This is a genomic window from Salipaludibacillus daqingensis (assembly GCF_029891575.1).
GTDB classification, from domain to species: domain Bacteria; phylum Bacillota; class Bacilli; order Bacillales; family Salisediminibacteriaceae; genus Salipaludibacillus; species Salipaludibacillus daqingensis.
This window is the reverse complement of sequence record NZ_JARZHF010000001.1, coordinates 454153-469780: the sequence shown is the minus strand read 5'-3', so window position 1 is coordinate 469780 and position 15628 is coordinate 454153. Positions and strand designations below refer to the sequence as shown.

Sequence of the window (15628 nt, the reverse complement as noted above, 5' to 3'; positions counted from 1 at the left end):
ACCTATATGCTCGTACGATATAATAACTAATGATTCATTAAGAAAGGTGATTTTATGGATGAAAAAAAGCAAATCATCATCAAAGAAATAAAAAAATGGCAAGAAAATAAGTTACTCCCAGAAACGTATTGTCAATTTTTACTTAGTCTTTATATGGAAGGAAGCGAAAAAAAACAAGTTGATCCAATTCAGAAATCTTCCTATCTTCCCCATGCTAAAAAAGCTTTAATTAGTTTTTCGATCATGATTTTGCTTCTTTTAGTTATTGCTTTTGTGGTATATTTCACACAACTCTCGGAAATCTTTCAAGTTGTTACTCTCGTTGTATTTCTAGGAGTATGTATTGTTATTGCTCGCTTTTATCATTATAACAAGTCGGTGTTTGCCCATGTTTATGTCATTTTAGCTTCTTTTATTTCTTTCATAACGACGGTCATTAGCATTGATTTACTATTCTCAAATAATAGAGTATACATAGGTGTTGGCATTGTAATATTATGTTTAGCTTGGATTTTAGCAGGTTGGCGCTATCGGTATCATTATTTATACATAGCCGGAGCGACTGGTATTCTTTTGTTTATCGGATTAATATTAGTGGAAAGAATATAATGAAAAAAGGAGAGTTACTTTAATGAAGATTATTGCTCATAGAGGAAACAAGCGCTATACTCCCGAGAATACGATGGCTGCTTTTGTATCCGCAGCATCTTATCCGATTGATGGCATTGAGTTTGATCTTCAGTTAACAAAAGACCATGTTCCCGTTGTTATTCATGACCCAACTATTGATCGGACAACAAATGGGCGAGGGGCTGTTCGTTCTTTTACGTTACAAGAATTAAAGCAGTTTGATGCAGGTCGTTCTTTTCATGAATCTTTTCGGGGAGAAACAATACCATCATTTTCTGAAGTATTACGTTGGGCGAGAGATTCGGCATTTGACTTACATGTGGAATTAAAGCAACAGCCAGACCAACCTGCTTTTTTTGTTAAAAAATGTTTAGAAGAAATTGAAAAGTTTGAATTAATGGACCGTGTTGTTATCTCTAGTTTTTATCATCCGTATATTTCAGAGATTAAGCGTCAAAACTTACATATAAAAACAGCTTTGCTTACAAAAACGCCGATTTTTCGTGGGACAAAGTATGCTCAGAAAGTTCAGGCAGATGCTATCCATATCCGTCACAGTTTTCAAGCATCCCGATACTATCGAAAATGGAGTAAAAAAGGGGTTCCTATCCGAGTGTATCGCGTCCATACTATTCGCGAAGCAAAGAAATGTGAACGTCTTGATGTAGAAGCGATTATCACAAATGACCCTCGTCTGATGACTGAGTTTTTTCAATCGAGTTAAAAGTGTATAAATACTTTTCTATTGAGCCATTTTCATATACAATATAATAGAGTTATACAATGTGAAAACGTTGGGGATATTATCTTAGAGAAACGTTAAGGGAGGTACATAACATGAGAGGAAAACCACTTTTTCCTTTTGCTGTGACAGCCATCTTGGGGATTGGTTTGATTATCGTTTTATCATTCGTCGGTATAAATCTTGGACCTGATACTGCTACAGAAAATGGGGAAGAAAATAATGAGGAGCAAACATTTGATGATCCAATTGAACTCGGTGAAAGTATTTATGAAGGGCAATGTGCATCTTGTCACGGTGGGGAATTAGAAGGCGGTGCAGGACCAGCTTTAGATACTGGGGAGCATTCAAGCGAAGACATCTTAAATGCCATCTCTGAAGGGCCTGGAACAATGCCTGCAGATTTAGTAAGTGGGGAAGAAGCAGACGCTGTTACAGAATATATTTTAGCTGAAAATGAATAACTACCATGAAGAGAAGGGTCTTTGTATCCTTCTTTTTTCTAATACTTTTTACTGCTTTAATAATAGCGCTTAACTAAAAAATATAGAAATTAAGGTGAACAATGTGAACGAATATTACTTATCAAAACGATTGGAAAAAGTAGGACATTTTGTCATGGATGGCGCAGTCCTTGCTGACATTGGATCTGACCATGCCTATCTTCCGGTACATTTAGTAAAACAAGGAAAGTGTACGAAAGCCATAGCAGGTGAAGTAAACGAAGGACCATTGAACTCAGCGATAGATCAAATTAATAAATACAATTTAAGTCATCTCATTAAAGCTAAACTAGGAGATGGTCTGTCGGTATTAGAAAATGAGAAAGTAGATTCCGTCGTTATTGCTGGAATGGGAGGGCCTTTGATTGCGTCGATTTTAGAAAATGGGAAAGCTCTTTTAAATGATGTAGAACAATTAGTACTTCAGCCAAATGTCGCAGCTGACCACATTAGGCGTTGGATGCTCGATAATGAATGGTGTTTAGTTGATGAAGAAATTATTGAAGAAGATAATCATGTATATGAAATATTAGTTGCTGAACGTGGTGATTCAAAGAAGCATTATGGAATGGAAATGGAGAAAGAAATATGGATGGGGCCGTGTTTATTGAATAAAAAAAATCATGCTTTTAGAGTTAAATGGAATAGGGAAATGAATCAATTAGAAAAAATAAATAACCAATTAGAGCAAGCTAGTGACCAAGAAAAACTCGTAGGAAAAAAGGAAGAAATTATCAAAAAGCTAACTTGGCTGAAGGAGGAATTATCGTGAAACAAGCTAATGGACAAACGATCATTCAAGCGTTTGAACAATTTTCCCCGAAGTCTTTCGCTCTAGAAGGAGATAAGATTGGACTACAAATTGGAACGCTAAATAAACCAATTAAAAAAGTGATGGTAGCCTTAGATGTACTAGAACCGGTTGTGGATGAAGCAATTGAAACAGGGGTTGATTTAATTATTGCTCATCATCCTATCATTTTTAAACCAATCAAAGCATTGCGAACAGATCAGACATACGGGCGTACGATTGAAAAGCTGATCAAACATGACATTACTGTATATGCTGCACATACAAATTTAGATGTAGCCCCAGGTGGAGTAAACGATTTAATGGCTGAAGCGTTGGAGTTAGAAGACGTAAAGGTTCTTGTAGAGACAGAGATTGACCCATTGAAAAAATTGGTAGTATTTGTTCCTAAAGAACAAGCGAATGTTGTGAGGGAAGCGATAGGATCAGCTGGAGCCGGACATATAGGAAATTATAGTCACTGTAGTTTTTCTTCAGAAGGCCAAGGTGCCTTTAAACCAGGTGAAGGAACGGATCCTTTTATTGGAAAGCAAGGAGAAATGGAATTTGTTGATGAGCTTAAAATCGAAAGTGTTTTTCATGGTTCGATTGAGAAGAACGTGATTCAAGCAATGAAAAAAGCACATCCTTATGAAGAAGTAGCTTATGACCTTTATGACATGTCATCTTCAGGAGAAGCTTATGGTCTTGGTAGAATCGGTTATTTAACAGAGGAAATGACACTTGATGAATTTGCTATGAAAGTAAAAAAAGCTTTTGATGTTTCTGGGTTAAGAGTTGTAGGAGAAGGACAACGAAAAGTTAAAAAAGTTGCTGTTCTTGGCGGAGATGGAAATAAATATACGTTTACAGCATTGCATAAAGGGGCTGACGTTTACGTCACAGGTGACTTATACTATCATGTGGCTCACGATGCGATGATGGAGGGATTAATGATGGTAGATCCTGGTCATAACGTAGAGAAAATCATGAAAGAAGGCGTTCGGAAAAAAATTCATACTTTTTTAAATGAAAAAAAATATGCAACAGAAGTGGTTGTTTCCGACGTTCATACGGATCCTTTTCGATTTTTATAGTGTTGGTTGATAAATGACAAAAGAGAGACGGTGCTCGTATGCATCGTCTCTTATCGTTTAATGTTAAAAGAATTAAGCACCTTGTGTCTTTTTCTTTCTAATTTTAGGTAGAATTTTTGTCAGTTTTACAGTACTTGTCGTATCCCACGTGTGAGGATCTTCCTCATCGAAGTTTTCCAAAAAAGTAATCACTTCTTTTGTTATTGGTGTGGGAGTACTGGCGCCTGAAGTAACGGCAACAGTTTGTATTCCTTTCAACGACTCTAAATCTAATTCGTTTACGTTCGATATACGGTAAGAAGGTGTTCCTGCTATTTCTTCTGAGACTTGAGTTAATCGATTTGAGTTATTACTTTTAGGATCTCCAACAACAATAAGAAGATCTGCTTTTCCTGCCTGCTCAGCCACTGCTTCTTGACGTACTTGTGTAGCATTACAAATTTCATTATGAACTTTCGCTTGTGGATATTTAATTAATGATTTTTTAATAATATTTGAAACGTCCCACTGGCTCATTGTCGTTTGGTTTGTGATTAATATTTTATCGCTTTTTAATGACAGGTTCTCCACATCTTGTTCATTTTCTACGAGGTGAACTATGTCTGGAGCAACGCCAAGTGCTCCTTCTGGTTCAGGATGGCCTTTTTTTCCGATATAAATAAACTCGTATCCTTCGTCTTTTTTGTTACGAATAAGGTCATGAGTAACTGTTACATCTGGGCATGTGGCATCGACGGTTGTTAATCCTTTTTCCTTCGCTACAGCTCTTACTTCAGGAGATACGCCATGAGCCGTGTAGATAACGGTTCCTTTATCTACTTGTTTTAATATGTCTAAGCGATTAGGACCGTCTAACGTGATGATCCCATCTTCTTCAAATGCATCGGTAACATGTTTATTGTGAACAATCATCCCTAATATATAAATAGGTCTAGGTAAATCTAAGTTCTGTGCTGTTTGTTTAGCTAAAACCATTGCATCAACAACGCCATAGCAGTAACCTCTTGGGGAAATTTTAATCACTTCCATCGTTATCCTCCTTATAAATGAAACCTTCCAATACTGTATTCATAAGCTTTTACACTTCAATATATGGAAGAGAAAATCGAATAATAAAATAGTTATAAGTTAATTATAAATGCTGACGTATTGAAAAACAAACAAACGGTGTGATAAGCAAATAAAAAACGGATACCTATAAATTAGGAATCCGTTATTATATGAAATCTATGCACCGTGAGCATTTTCATCAATAAAGCTTAATGCTTCATCTTCACTCATTTCATTTACGAGCATTAGTTCACTAATGATAAACTGTTTCGCTCGGTCTAAATTTTTTCTGTCTTCCATATGAAGACCGTTGTTTCGCTCACCTTGTTTTGATGTAAGGTTAGCAATGACGCTAGCTGCATCTAATATGCACCCTGATTTAAGCAATGTTTCATTTTCTTTGGAGTAAGGTCGTGCTGCTTCTTTCTTTTCAGGAACTTCACTTGTTTTTAGGGCAGTAGCAACTTCATCAAGTTGATTGCTCTCGATAATTTTGCGAAGACCAGATTCTTTGATCCTGTTTTCAGGAAGCATTAAAGTTACGTGGTTTAGTGGAAAGTACACAACAAAATAGATGTGTTTTTCTCCTAAAATATCCTTTTCTTCCATATCTTTGATTGTGCCAGCCCCATGATAAGGGTATACAACACTGTCTCCCACATTAAACATAGACATTCCTCCAATGCAATAGTATTCCTATTATAACATAAAATGAAACAAAACAAAAATTTTACTATGTTCCGATGAATTAGTCAATAGAAAAAACAGAAAAAACTCCTTAATATCAGAGGTTTTGACAAATTATATATACAACTTTGGTTCAGGTATATTATTTGATTTCTGTTTATTTTTATTCATGGGCTTTGTCGTTTTTTTAGAAGGGTGACGTGATTTATTCTTTTTCTTTTTAGAAATGTCATCGCTTTTTTTAGAAGGCATTTTTTTGGAAACAGACTTCTTTTCAGTTGAAGAACTTTTTGTTTTTGTTGAAGTATTGGAAGAATCGCTGTTTTTTGATTGAGCAGACAACAGTTGCATTAATTGTGGAAGAGCTTTAACCATTGGACCATATTGTTGAATAATAGGGCCAACAGTTTGAACAGTTTGAATCGCTTTTTGAGCATGTTGAACCATCCCAATCATTTGCCCAAGGTTCATTCCTTGTCCTGAAGTTAATGTAGAGGTTGCATTACTAACAGCAGAACTTCCTCCAAATAACTTTGATAAAAAACCAGTGTTCTGAGCAGCTCCATGCGGTATTGAAACTGGAGGCATGGGAGGGCCACTAGTTGGGAAAAATGATTGAGAAGGATATGGGATATGATTGTATGGGATTGGTGGAGGGCCGAACATTTTGATCATCCTTTCAAACATGACCTTCTCATTTAGTTATATGCATTTATGATTGAAATGTTATAGGCACATGCTCATTTAAGGTAAAAAAGTGAAATAGAAGTATGGAGTGAAAATTATTTTTTGTAATAATAAGATCAACTGGCATTTGCCTATATTTTCATGATAAAATGATATATTAGAGTTTAATGATTCGTTTAGAAGAAAGAAGGAAAAAAAATGAAGCATAATTTTGACAGATTCCAATTAAAATCTTTTTTAATTGATGGATTAGAAAGTGAAGGAATTACATTACCTACCGATATTCAAGAAAGGTTAATTCCCGCGATAAAAAATGGACAAGATGTCATTGGTCGATCACAAACAGGTACAGGAAAAACATTAGCTTTTCTTTTGCCGATGTTAAATCGAGTGAAGGCTGGGGAACCGACAACTCAATTCATTATTACCGCACCTACGCGTGAGTTAGCAACTCAGCTTTTTGAAGTATGTAAATCCTATGCTAGTTTTAGTGAAGAGCCGATTACAGCTCAGCTTATTGTTGGTGGTACGGACCGTTTAAGAATGATTGAAAAAGTGAAACAACAGCCTCATATTGTTATTGGTACACCAGGTCGAATATTAGACATGTTAAATCAACAAGCCCTCAAACCAGCATTTGTTGAAGGGTTAGTTGTGGATGAAGCAGACCAAATGTTGGATATGGGTTTTTTGGAAGATGTTGATCTCATTGCAGCAAGAATGCATGAAAAGTTACAACTTCTTGTTTTTTCTGCTACAATTCCCGAAAAACTAAAGCCATTTTTACAAAAATATATGAAAAATCCAAAGCAAGTGGAAGTGGATGCGAAAGGTGCATCACCAAAGAACATCCATCACTGGCTTATTCCCGACAGAGACCGTAATCGTAAGGATATATTAGTGAAAATAACGAAAGTGTTGAATCCATTTTTAGCGATTATTTTCACAAATACAAAAGAATCTGCAGACGATGTTTATCAAACTCTTCAATCAAAAGGGTTAAATGTTGATTGTATTCATGGTGGGATGACGCCTCGTCATCGTAAAAAAGTATTGAAAAGGTTGCAAGATGCGGAAATTCAGTACTTAGTTGCAACTGATCTAGTTGCTCGTGGAATGGACATTAAAGGAATTAGTCATATTATTAATTACGAAATTCCAACAGAATTGGAATATTATATTCACCGGGTTGGTCGAACGGCGAGAGCTGGGTGGGATGGTATTGCGATGACGTTATATGGTCGTTCTGATCAAAGAAGTATTGAAAAGCTCGAAAAACAAGGCATTCACTTTACTCATAAAGAACTGAAAAATGGGGAATGGGTAACGATTGAAAAAAGAGTCGCTCCTACACAAAAGCCACTCAATACACAAGGAGCACATCCTATGAAACCAAAAAGTAAGCAAAAAATAAAACCAGGATACAAGAAAAAAGCAAAGAAAGAAATGGAACAACGAGAGCAGCGTCAGAGGAGATTAACCCGGAGAAAAGGGTAATTTTAATTGAAGAGAGAAGAAAAGGGGAGACCATTCATGCTGTTAGGATCACACGTCTCAATGAGTGGAAAGAAGATGTTATTAGGTGCAAGTGAAGAAGCATCATCGTATGGAGCAACGACATTTATGGTTTATACAGGTGCACCTCAAAACACTCGACGCAAAGCGATTGAAGACTTAAATATTGAAGCGGGGCAAGAACATATGACATCGAATGGTATTTCGAATATTGTCGTTCATGCTCCGTATATCATTAATATTGCCAATACAACAAAACCAGAAACGTTTCAACTTGGGGTAGACTTTTTGAAAAGCGAAATTGACCGAACGGAAGCTCTAGGATCGAAACAGATCGTGCTTCATCCAGGTGCTCATGTAGGTGCTGGACCTGAGGCAGGTATTGCAAAAATTATTGAAGGTTTAAATGAAGTGATCGATCAAAATCAAGATGTACAAATTGCTTTAGAAACAATGGCAGGAAAAGGTTCAGAATGTGGTCGCTCATTTGAAGAGTTGGCAACTATTATCGATGGGGTAAATCATCATGAAAAGTTATCTGTTTGCTTTGACACTTGTCACGTTCATGACGCAGGTTACGATATTGTAAACAATTTAGATTCTGTTTTACAAGAGTTTGATAAAGTTGTTGGTTTAGATAGAATCAAAGTACTTCATGTTAATGATAGCAAGAACGTTTGTGGTGCTAAAAAAGACCGTCACGAAAACATAGGTTTTGGTCATATTGGGTTTGATGCTATTGAACGTATTATATATCATGAAGTATTTTCAAATATTCCTAAGATTTTAGAAACTCCTTACGTAGGGATAGATAAAAAGGACAAGAAACCTCCGTACGGGAAAGAAATTGAGATGCTAAAAAAGCGCGTTTTCCATGAAACATTAAAAGATGAATTGCTAAAAATATAAATGGATATGAAAAACGAGTTAGGATCATAATCCTGACTCGTTTTTCTGAATTTAAAATGCTTTTGAGATAACTTCTTTTTTTCTATTCCAAATAATGTTCGTAAGATTGTATTTTCGGAAGTAATTGTTGATACTGATTAGGAAATTCTTTTTTGAGTTTTTCCCTAATTTTATTAACTTGATTATGGTTAGAGATGTCAAACGTATCTTGCTGAATGATGGTAATTACACGGCGAGCTTCTTTAACCGTTAAGGGGATATTTTCTTTCTTACTTAATTTTATAAGCTCTTTTAAAGTTAATTGTCGAACTTTTTCATTTATTAAGTCTCTAATGACAGGATTCAAAAAATTTCCTCCTTTACCAATGTGTAATAAACGTATAAAATGATAATTATGAAACATGTGAGAATTTTGTGACAATGACATATGAATTGATCGATGTTTTTGCTTGAAACTTCTACAAAAGTATTTTATGAGAAGGAGAGCATTTATGTGATGAAAGGAAAAGAGAAGGTTTTAGATCTGGAGATGGTTCGTGAACTTTTTAATCTTTCGGCAGATTTTTGTGTTGTTTTATCGGATAGCTTACTTGTAGAAGAAGTGATGACGGATGATGAAGACATTCACCGTTCTTTAACTAATTTAAGAGAAACTATTTTGCCAATGGAGGATTTTAATCAGTTTATTGACTCAATCATGGAGCACAAACCTTCCACTTTCAAACAACTTTTTACGTTATCAAATAATGGCGATAAGTGTGTTTTTCAGTGTAAAGGGAAACAAGTAAGTAATAAAATATTTATTGTAGGAATTAAGCAACCATCTATGGTTCAAAGTGCAAACGATATTTTAGAGAAAATTTCTATTCCGGCAATTCAAATTGATCAAGATGAAAACCTCGTTCAGTGCAACAGTCATTTGCATAAACTTCACGACAGATTAGGAATTCATGAAGTTTTTTATTTCTCACTTAAAAATGATGAAATAAAACACCCTCTTTTTCATAAATATTCAAGGGTTTTAAATGAATTAGTTAAAACGAAAAAAGATGTGCATTTAGAATATAAAACAGAAGAAGTTAGTCTTTTATTACAAGGATTAGTTGATGGCGAACAGTTCGTTATTTTAGTGAAAGATCAAACATATCAAAGAAAATTTGAGCAATTGTTGTCTTATCAGCAACAAATGCAGGCAGTTTCGCAACTGTCAGCAGGTGTAGCACACGAATTGAGAAATCCCCTTTCTGTAATAAAAGGTTTCATTCAACTTTCCAATCATTCGAATAATATCGGAAAGTATTACGAAACGATTAGTTCTGAGATTGATCGTATGAATAAAATAATTGGAGACTTTTTATCCATTACTAGAAGGAAGTTAGAGAAAAATCTTTTGGGACCAAGTGAACTAATGGGTTCCATGCTAATGATTTTTCGTTCAGAATGTACCCTTCATGACATTGAATTTAATTATCGTTTGGTTGAAACGACAAATAAATTAAATGTAAATGAACAAATGATAAAACAAGTGTTGCTAAATGTCTTACGAAATTCAATTGAGGCTTATGAAGGACAAAAAGACCGACGAACGTTTACCCTAACAACATTTTTAGAAAACGATACTTACATTATCAAGCTTAAAGATGAAGGGCCAGGAATGGCAAGGGAAGTGTTGGAAAAGGTGAAAGAACCGTTTTTTACAACGAAGGAACAAGGTACCGGAATTGGAATTCCATTAGTGACAAAGATCATTGAAGATCATAGTGGGTCCATAATAGTGGAAAGTGAAGTGGATAAAGGAACACTAATTACAATACACTTACCTCTTTACAAGCATGAGAATGAAATGATTTAAGCCCTCAATCAGAGGGCTTTTTTTGTGCTTGGATTATTTTACCCTCATGAAATTGTCATAACTTAAAGATTGAAAGATTAGAAAAGATGGATTATAATAAGAAGTGAATTAAAAAGTTTCCCTAGGTAAACTTTTTAAAATGAATACAACAATTTCAGTTATGAACACAATGATTGCGCAAATGCATATTATGAATCAACGTTTATCCATATAATAAAAAATAAACTATATGATCTCTAAAAGTTCGAAGAGATTATTTAAGTAAGATGATGGCGATAAATAATAGAAGTTTTGAATAGTACTTTTGTTTTCTTTAAAGGAGGTCGATGAGTATGACAAATCAACAAATTGAAGTAAAACACTTATCTGTAAATTATTATAATCACTCTGCAATTCGGGACATCTCTTTTTCTGTTCAAGAAGGAACAATTGTTGGTGTGATAGGTCCCAATGGAGCAGGAAAATCAACGCTAATGAAAGCAATGCTGGGGTTGGAAAAAAGCGGAGGAGACGTTTCTTATTTCGGAAAAAATATTCAGTCAATGCGTAAAAAAATTGCTTATGTCCCTCAACGAAATACAATTGACTGGGATTTTCCAGTACGCGTAGAAGATGTTGTGTTGATGGGGAGGTTTGTACACATTCCTTGGTATAAAAGGGCGAGTCGATATGACCGAGATTGCGCTAGAGAAGCTTTAGATAAAGTTGGAATGGGAACCTATGCAAACAGGCAAATAGGAGAATTATCTGGTGGTCAGCAGCAAAGGGTATTTTTAGCTAGAGCATTGGCACAAGATGCAGATTTATTTTTCTTGGATGAACCATTTGTTGGAATTGATGTACAGTCAGAAGAAATCATTGTCAATATTCTTCATGAACTTCGTAATGACGGAAAAACAATGTTTATTATTCATCACGATTTGAGTAAAGTAGAGAAATATTTTGATCAACTTGTTCTTTTAAATCAAGTATTGATTCAAGCTGGTGCAGTTCGTGATGTCTATAAACCAAAGTTTTTAAAAGAAGCATATCAAGAAAATGCGGCTATTATAAAAGAAGGTAACGAGATGGTGGTGGTGGGACCTTGATCGGAAACATTGAAATGTTTTTTTATCAATTAATGAATTATCCTTATTTACAAAATGCTTTGTTGGCTGCTGTTTTAGTAGGGATTATTTGTGGAGTTATTGGCTGTTTTATTATTTTGCGAGGGATGGCACTCATGGGTGATGCGATTTCGCATGCCGTACTTCCAGGCGTTGTCCTAGCTTATATGGTTGGTGCAAGTTTCTTTGTTGGGGCTGTTATTACTGGGGTATTAACTGCTTTAGCAATAGGGTTTATTTCTCAAAATAGCCGAATCAAAGAAGACTCGGCGATAGGAATTATGTTCTCAGCGATGTTTGCTTTAGGGGTTGTTATGATCACAGCATTGCAGGGAACGAGTGTTGACTTGTGGCATATTCTTTTTGGAAATGTTCTTGCTGTTTCACAAACAGACTTATATATTACAATGGGAATTGGGGCATTTGTATTAATTGTCATTTTAGTATTTTATCGTCCGCTTTTGTTAAGCACATTTGATGAAACGATGGCTAAAGCAACAGGTTTACCTGTTAAATGGATCCATTATATGCTTATGCTCCTGCTCTCATTTGTTACTGTTGCTTCCTTACAAACGGTAGGAATAATTTTAGTTGTTGCTATGTTAATTACTCCAGGGTCTACAGCCTATTTGTTAACAGAGAGGTTTTCCGTTATGTTATTGCTCTCAGCAATATTTGGAGTGATATCTGCCGTGCTAGGACTATTTTTCTCTGTTATTTATGACGTCTCTTCAGGGGCATCGATTGTTTTAGTTGCTTCGGTTATATTTATTTTCACATTCTTTTTTGCCCCAAAACAAGGACTTGTTTTTAAATGGTTACGTACGCCTAAAAAAGAATCCTTATCTTCATAATGCTAGGAAATCAGATTTTATTTGACTCCAGCAGCTATATGGAAATACCTGTATATTTTTATATACAGGTATTTATTTGTTTTATTTGACCTTATTAGTAATTATTCACCATAAAATAGAAAATAATGGTAATTGTAGGCCGAGTTAGTTGCTTTTATTGCATAGATAAGTTATTATGCTTACTTGTACACATGAAGTGTACAGTATTAAAAGGAGGGACAACTCATGCGTTTTCAAACGCTTGTGATGATTTTGGTAATTACTGTCCTGTCAGGGTACTCACTTTTATTAGGGAATGAATTTGTTCAGACAAAGGGAAAAATACAAGAATTACAAATTGTTAAAGAAGACCAAAGAAAACAGCAAGGATTAGATTTAGAAGTGGAACGGATGAAAGGTATCATTGATCACTTACCGGACGACTACAAGGTTGCGGGTTATGAAAGCTGGGAAATTGCGAAACGAATGGCGACACATTTACATGAAAACAGTGATGGTACTTTTAAAAAAGATTGGGGAACTTTTTTGACTCTCGAAGCTAAGCAAAAAGATATTGATCCTCTTATTGTTTATGAATTATTAAAAGTAGAAACAGGAGGAGAGTTTGATCCAGAACTAGTTGGTCCAGAAACAAAATATGGTCACGCTTATGGAATAGCTCAGTTTATGAAAAATACAGGTCCTTGGATTGCTGATATGGCTGATCTACCATATGACGATGAGATGTTATTTGATCCTTATTATTCCATTCAGCTATCTATTGTCTATTTAGATTTTCTCTATGAGGAGTATGGAGATTGGGACCATGCATTAACTGCTTACCATAGAGGTATGTATGGTTTAGAGCAGTATATAGAGGAAAATGGAGATGCTAAAAGCTGGTATGCTGTCGAGATTCAAGAAAATGCAGAAAAGAGTAGTTTAGTTACCTATGATCAGTAGTTCAAAATGAGGGGGAGCCTATATGGATATGGCTCTTACCTCATTTTTTTTCGCTATTACATAGCCTTTTTTATAAAACTTAATTGTCCTCAAAGAACATTGCTGCTTGTTTATAGAATTCTTTTTGACTTTCAATGAGCAGCTGTGATTCTTCTTGATTTACATATTGATAACTTCCATCTGATTTTTGCTCTCTAGCTTTTACATTATCTTTTAAAGTAACAGTTAAGACATTTCGTATCCTCTCTTTTATCGAATCTGAGTAGACAGGAAACAATAATTCGATACGTTTTTCCATATTACGAGTCATCCAATCGGCAGATGATAAGTAAATTTTCTGTAAACCGTGTTGATTGAAATAAAATATTCTACTGTGTTCCAAAAATCGACCAATAATGCTTCTTACAGTAATCGTTTCACTAACGTTTGGAATACCAGGCCGAAGACAACAAATTCCTCGAACGATCAGATCAATTTTCACTCCTGCTCGACTAGCTTCATAAAGCTTTAAAATAATTGGTTTATCGGTAAGAGAATTCATTTTTGCAATAATGTGTCCATCACCATGTTTTTTTTGAAAGTTTATTTCCTTATCGATTAAAGAAAGAAACTTATCTCGCATTTCAAATGGTGATGTAGATAATTCTTTCCATTTTGGTTTATGACTAAAACCACTAAGATGATTAAAAAAATTAGTAGCGTCTATCCCAAAAGATTCTTGAGTCGTTAAAATTCCCATATCTGTATAAAGCTTAGCGGTAGAATCATTGTAATTTCCTGTACCTAAATGAACAAAGCGTTGGATCTTTTGCTGGTGATGACGGATAACTAGTGTTATTTTGCTATGTGTTTTTAGACCTGTAATCCCATAAATGACATGTACACCAGACTTTTCTAGTTTCCTAGCCCAATGAATATTTTTTTCCTCATCAAACCGAGCTTTTAATTCCACAAGGACAGTAACTTGTTTTCCAGATTCTGCAGCTGTGGATAGCGCTTTAATGATAGGTGAATCACCACTGACTCGATAGAGAGTTTGCTTAATCGCTAAGACGTTTTTGTCCTCAGCAGCTTTTGAGATGAAATCAACGATTGGTTGGAACGATTCATAGGGATGATGAAAAAATATATCTTTTTTTAACGCTGCAAGAAAAATATCCTCTTCGTCATATAAATCTTTGGGTAGTTGAGGGATAAAAGCTTCATGAACAAGTGATTCGTATTCGTGAGCTACATCATTGTAAAAAGAAAATAAAAATGACAAATCAATCGGACCTGATACTTCATAGATATCGTCATCGTGAAGTTCTAAAACATTCAATAAAAAAGATAGCACTTTATCATCCATCTTCTCTCGCTGCATCTCTAATCTAACAGCAGCACCCCATTTACGTTTTTTTAATTCTTTTTCAATTTCAAGCAACAGGTCTCTAGCACCCTCTTCATGAATTGTTAAATCGGCATTTCTCGTAATACGAAATGGCGATACTGATTTTACTTTATTTCCGCTAAAAAGATGATTTATAAAATGGCTTATGACATCTTCTAATAATACAAAACTCGTTGTTTCCTCCTTTTGTTCAATTGGAATATACCGTTTTAAAACAGAAGGAACTTGTACGATTGCTAATTTATCTGTTTGTTCCACCTCGTCACCATAGAGAACAACAGCCAAGTTTAAGCTTTTATTCAATAACATCGGAAACGGACGATAGGCATCAATTGCCATCGGTGTTAAAACGGGTAATATATAGTTTTTAAAGTGCTCAGATAATGTATCATAAGCATCTCCATCAATGCTATTAATTGGTAAAAATGTGATACCTTCTTGTTTTAGAGATGCTCGGAGTTCTAAATGATATAATTCGTCTTGGATCTGAATTAATCGGTGAGTTTGTTCAGAGATTTGTTTTAACTGTTGTTTAGGGGTGAGGCCCGACTTATTTTCAGGTTTATTGAATCCCGCTTTGACCTGATCTTTCAAACCGGCTACTCGAACCATAAAAAACTCGTCTAAGTTGGAACTAAATATCGCCATGAATTTAAGTCTTTCAAGCAATGGATTTTCGTTATCTAACCCTTCTTGTAAAACACGTTCGTTGAAGCTCAACCAACTTAATTCGCGATTATTATAAAAATGAGGATCATTTAAGTTAATTTGTTTGCTATTGTTTTCTTGTTTCAAAAGTGACCCCTCCATCTTTTGATTTTAAGTGGCGAAACTTCCCCTTTAATCATAGCAAAACACCATAGATTCATGCGAA

16 protein-coding genes are annotated in these 15628 nt (G+C 35.1%); 11 read left to right on the top strand and 5 right to left on the bottom strand.

Features of this window, described 5'->3' with window-relative positions:
* Positions 1 to 54: 54 nt before the first annotated feature.
* From QDN89_RS02460 to QDN89_RS02440, 5 genes are all read left to right on the top strand, one after another.
* Positions 55 to 609, top strand: coding sequence for a hypothetical protein (locus QDN89_RS02460; RefSeq protein ID WP_280768486.1), 555 nt, complete (start codon positions 55 to 57; stop codon positions 607 to 609).
* Between the two features lie 22 nt (positions 610 to 631).
* On the top strand, positions 632 to 1354 hold the full coding sequence (locus QDN89_RS02455; protein WP_280768485.1) for a glycerophosphodiester phosphodiesterase: 723 nt from the start codon (positions 632 to 634) through the stop codon (positions 1352 to 1354).
* A gap of 113 nt (positions 1355 to 1467) precedes the next feature.
* Complete coding sequence (locus QDN89_RS02450; RefSeq protein ID WP_280768484.1) at positions 1468 to 1836, top strand: c-type cytochrome; 369 nt, start codon at positions 1468 to 1470, stop codon at positions 1834 to 1836.
* Between the two features lie 103 nt (positions 1837 to 1939).
* Entirely contained in the window at positions 1940 to 2647 is a 708-nt protein-coding gene (locus tag QDN89_RS02445) for a tRNA (adenine(22)-N(1))-methyltransferase (protein WP_280768483.1), read from the top strand.
* The gene (locus QDN89_RS02440) at positions 2641 to 3762 is read left to right on the top strand and encodes a Nif3-like dinuclear metal center hexameric protein (RefSeq protein ID WP_280768809.1); all 1122 of its coding nucleotides are present in this window, start codon (positions 2641 to 2643) and stop codon (positions 3760 to 3762) included. The genes QDN89_RS02445 and QDN89_RS02440 overlap by 7 nt, the downstream gene beginning before the upstream one ends.
* Positions 3763 to 3834: 72 nt before the next feature.
* On the opposite strand, the gene QDN89_RS02435 is transcribed toward QDN89_RS02440, so the two are convergent.
* The 3 genes from QDN89_RS02435 to vrrA all read right to left on the bottom strand — a co-directional run bounded on the left by QDN89_RS02435 (position 3835) and on the right by vrrA (position 6165).
* On the bottom strand, positions 3835 to 4791 hold the full coding sequence (locus tag QDN89_RS02435; protein ID WP_280768482.1) for a 4-hydroxy-3-methylbut-2-enyl diphosphate reductase: 957 nt from the start codon (positions 4789 to 4791) through the stop codon (positions 3835 to 3837).
* Positions 4792 to 4989: 198 nt separating this feature from the next.
* Entirely contained in the window at positions 4990 to 5481 is a 492-nt protein-coding gene (locus QDN89_RS02430; protein WP_280768481.1) for a CarD family transcriptional regulator, read from the bottom strand.
* Between the two features lie 132 nt (positions 5482 to 5613).
* Positions 5614 to 6165, bottom strand: coding sequence for a VrrA/YqfQ family protein (gene vrrA / locus QDN89_RS02425; protein ID WP_280768480.1), 552 nt, complete (start codon positions 6163 to 6165; stop codon positions 5614 to 5616).
* A 219-nt stretch (positions 6166 to 6384) separates the two neighbouring features.
* On the opposite strand from vrrA, the gene QDN89_RS02420 reads away from it, so the two are divergent.
* Both QDN89_RS02420 and QDN89_RS02415 read left to right on the top strand, forming a co-directional pair.
* Positions 6385 to 7683, top strand: a complete 1299-nt coding sequence (locus QDN89_RS02420) for a DEAD/DEAH box helicase (RefSeq protein ID WP_280768479.1) — start codon at positions 6385 to 6387, stop codon at positions 7681 to 7683.
* 36 nt (positions 7684 to 7719) lie between these two features.
* Positions 7720 to 8610 (top strand): deoxyribonuclease IV, encoded by an 891-nt coding sequence (locus tag QDN89_RS02415; protein ID WP_280768478.1) that lies wholly within the window; start codon positions 7720 to 7722, stop codon positions 8608 to 8610.
* Between the two features lie 82 nt (positions 8611 to 8692).
* Here QDN89_RS02415 and QDN89_RS02410 read toward each other — a convergent pair whose 3' ends face one another.
* Positions 8693 to 8956, bottom strand: coding sequence for a DUF2624 family protein (locus QDN89_RS02410; protein ID WP_280768477.1), 264 nt, complete (start codon positions 8954 to 8956; stop codon positions 8693 to 8695).
* 150 nt (positions 8957 to 9106) lie between these two features.
* Here QDN89_RS02410 and QDN89_RS02405 point away from each other — a divergent pair, with 150 nt between their 5' ends.
* The 4 genes from QDN89_RS02405 to QDN89_RS02390 all read left to right on the top strand — a co-directional run bounded on the left by QDN89_RS02405 (position 9107) and on the right by QDN89_RS02390 (position 13364).
* Positions 9107 to 10462 (top strand): ATP-binding protein, encoded by a 1356-nt coding sequence (locus QDN89_RS02405; RefSeq protein ID WP_280768808.1) that lies wholly within the window; start codon positions 9107 to 9109, stop codon positions 10460 to 10462.
* A 332-nt stretch (positions 10463 to 10794) separates the two neighbouring features.
* Positions 10795 to 11550: a metal ABC transporter ATP-binding protein gene (locus QDN89_RS02400; protein WP_280768476.1), complete on the top strand. Its 756-nt coding sequence runs from the start codon at positions 10795 to 10797 to the stop codon at positions 11548 to 11550.
* A gap of 14 nt (positions 11551 to 11564) precedes the next feature.
* Positions 11565 to 12422: a metal ABC transporter permease gene (locus tag QDN89_RS02395; protein ID WP_280768807.1), complete on the top strand. Its 858-nt coding sequence runs from the start codon at positions 11565 to 11567 to the stop codon at positions 12420 to 12422.
* Between the two features lie 225 nt (positions 12423 to 12647).
* The gene (locus QDN89_RS02390; RefSeq protein WP_280768475.1) at positions 12648 to 13364 is read left to right on the top strand and encodes a lytic transglycosylase domain-containing protein; all 717 of its coding nucleotides are present in this window, start codon (positions 12648 to 12650) and stop codon (positions 13362 to 13364) included.
* Positions 13365 to 13443: 79 nt separating this feature from the next.
* Here QDN89_RS02390 and QDN89_RS02385 read toward each other — a convergent pair whose 3' ends face one another.
* Positions 13444 to 15564 (bottom strand): RNA degradosome polyphosphate kinase, encoded by a 2121-nt coding sequence (locus QDN89_RS02385; protein ID WP_280768474.1) that lies wholly within the window; start codon positions 15562 to 15564, stop codon positions 13444 to 13446.
* Positions 15565 to 15628: the final 64 nt, after the last annotated feature.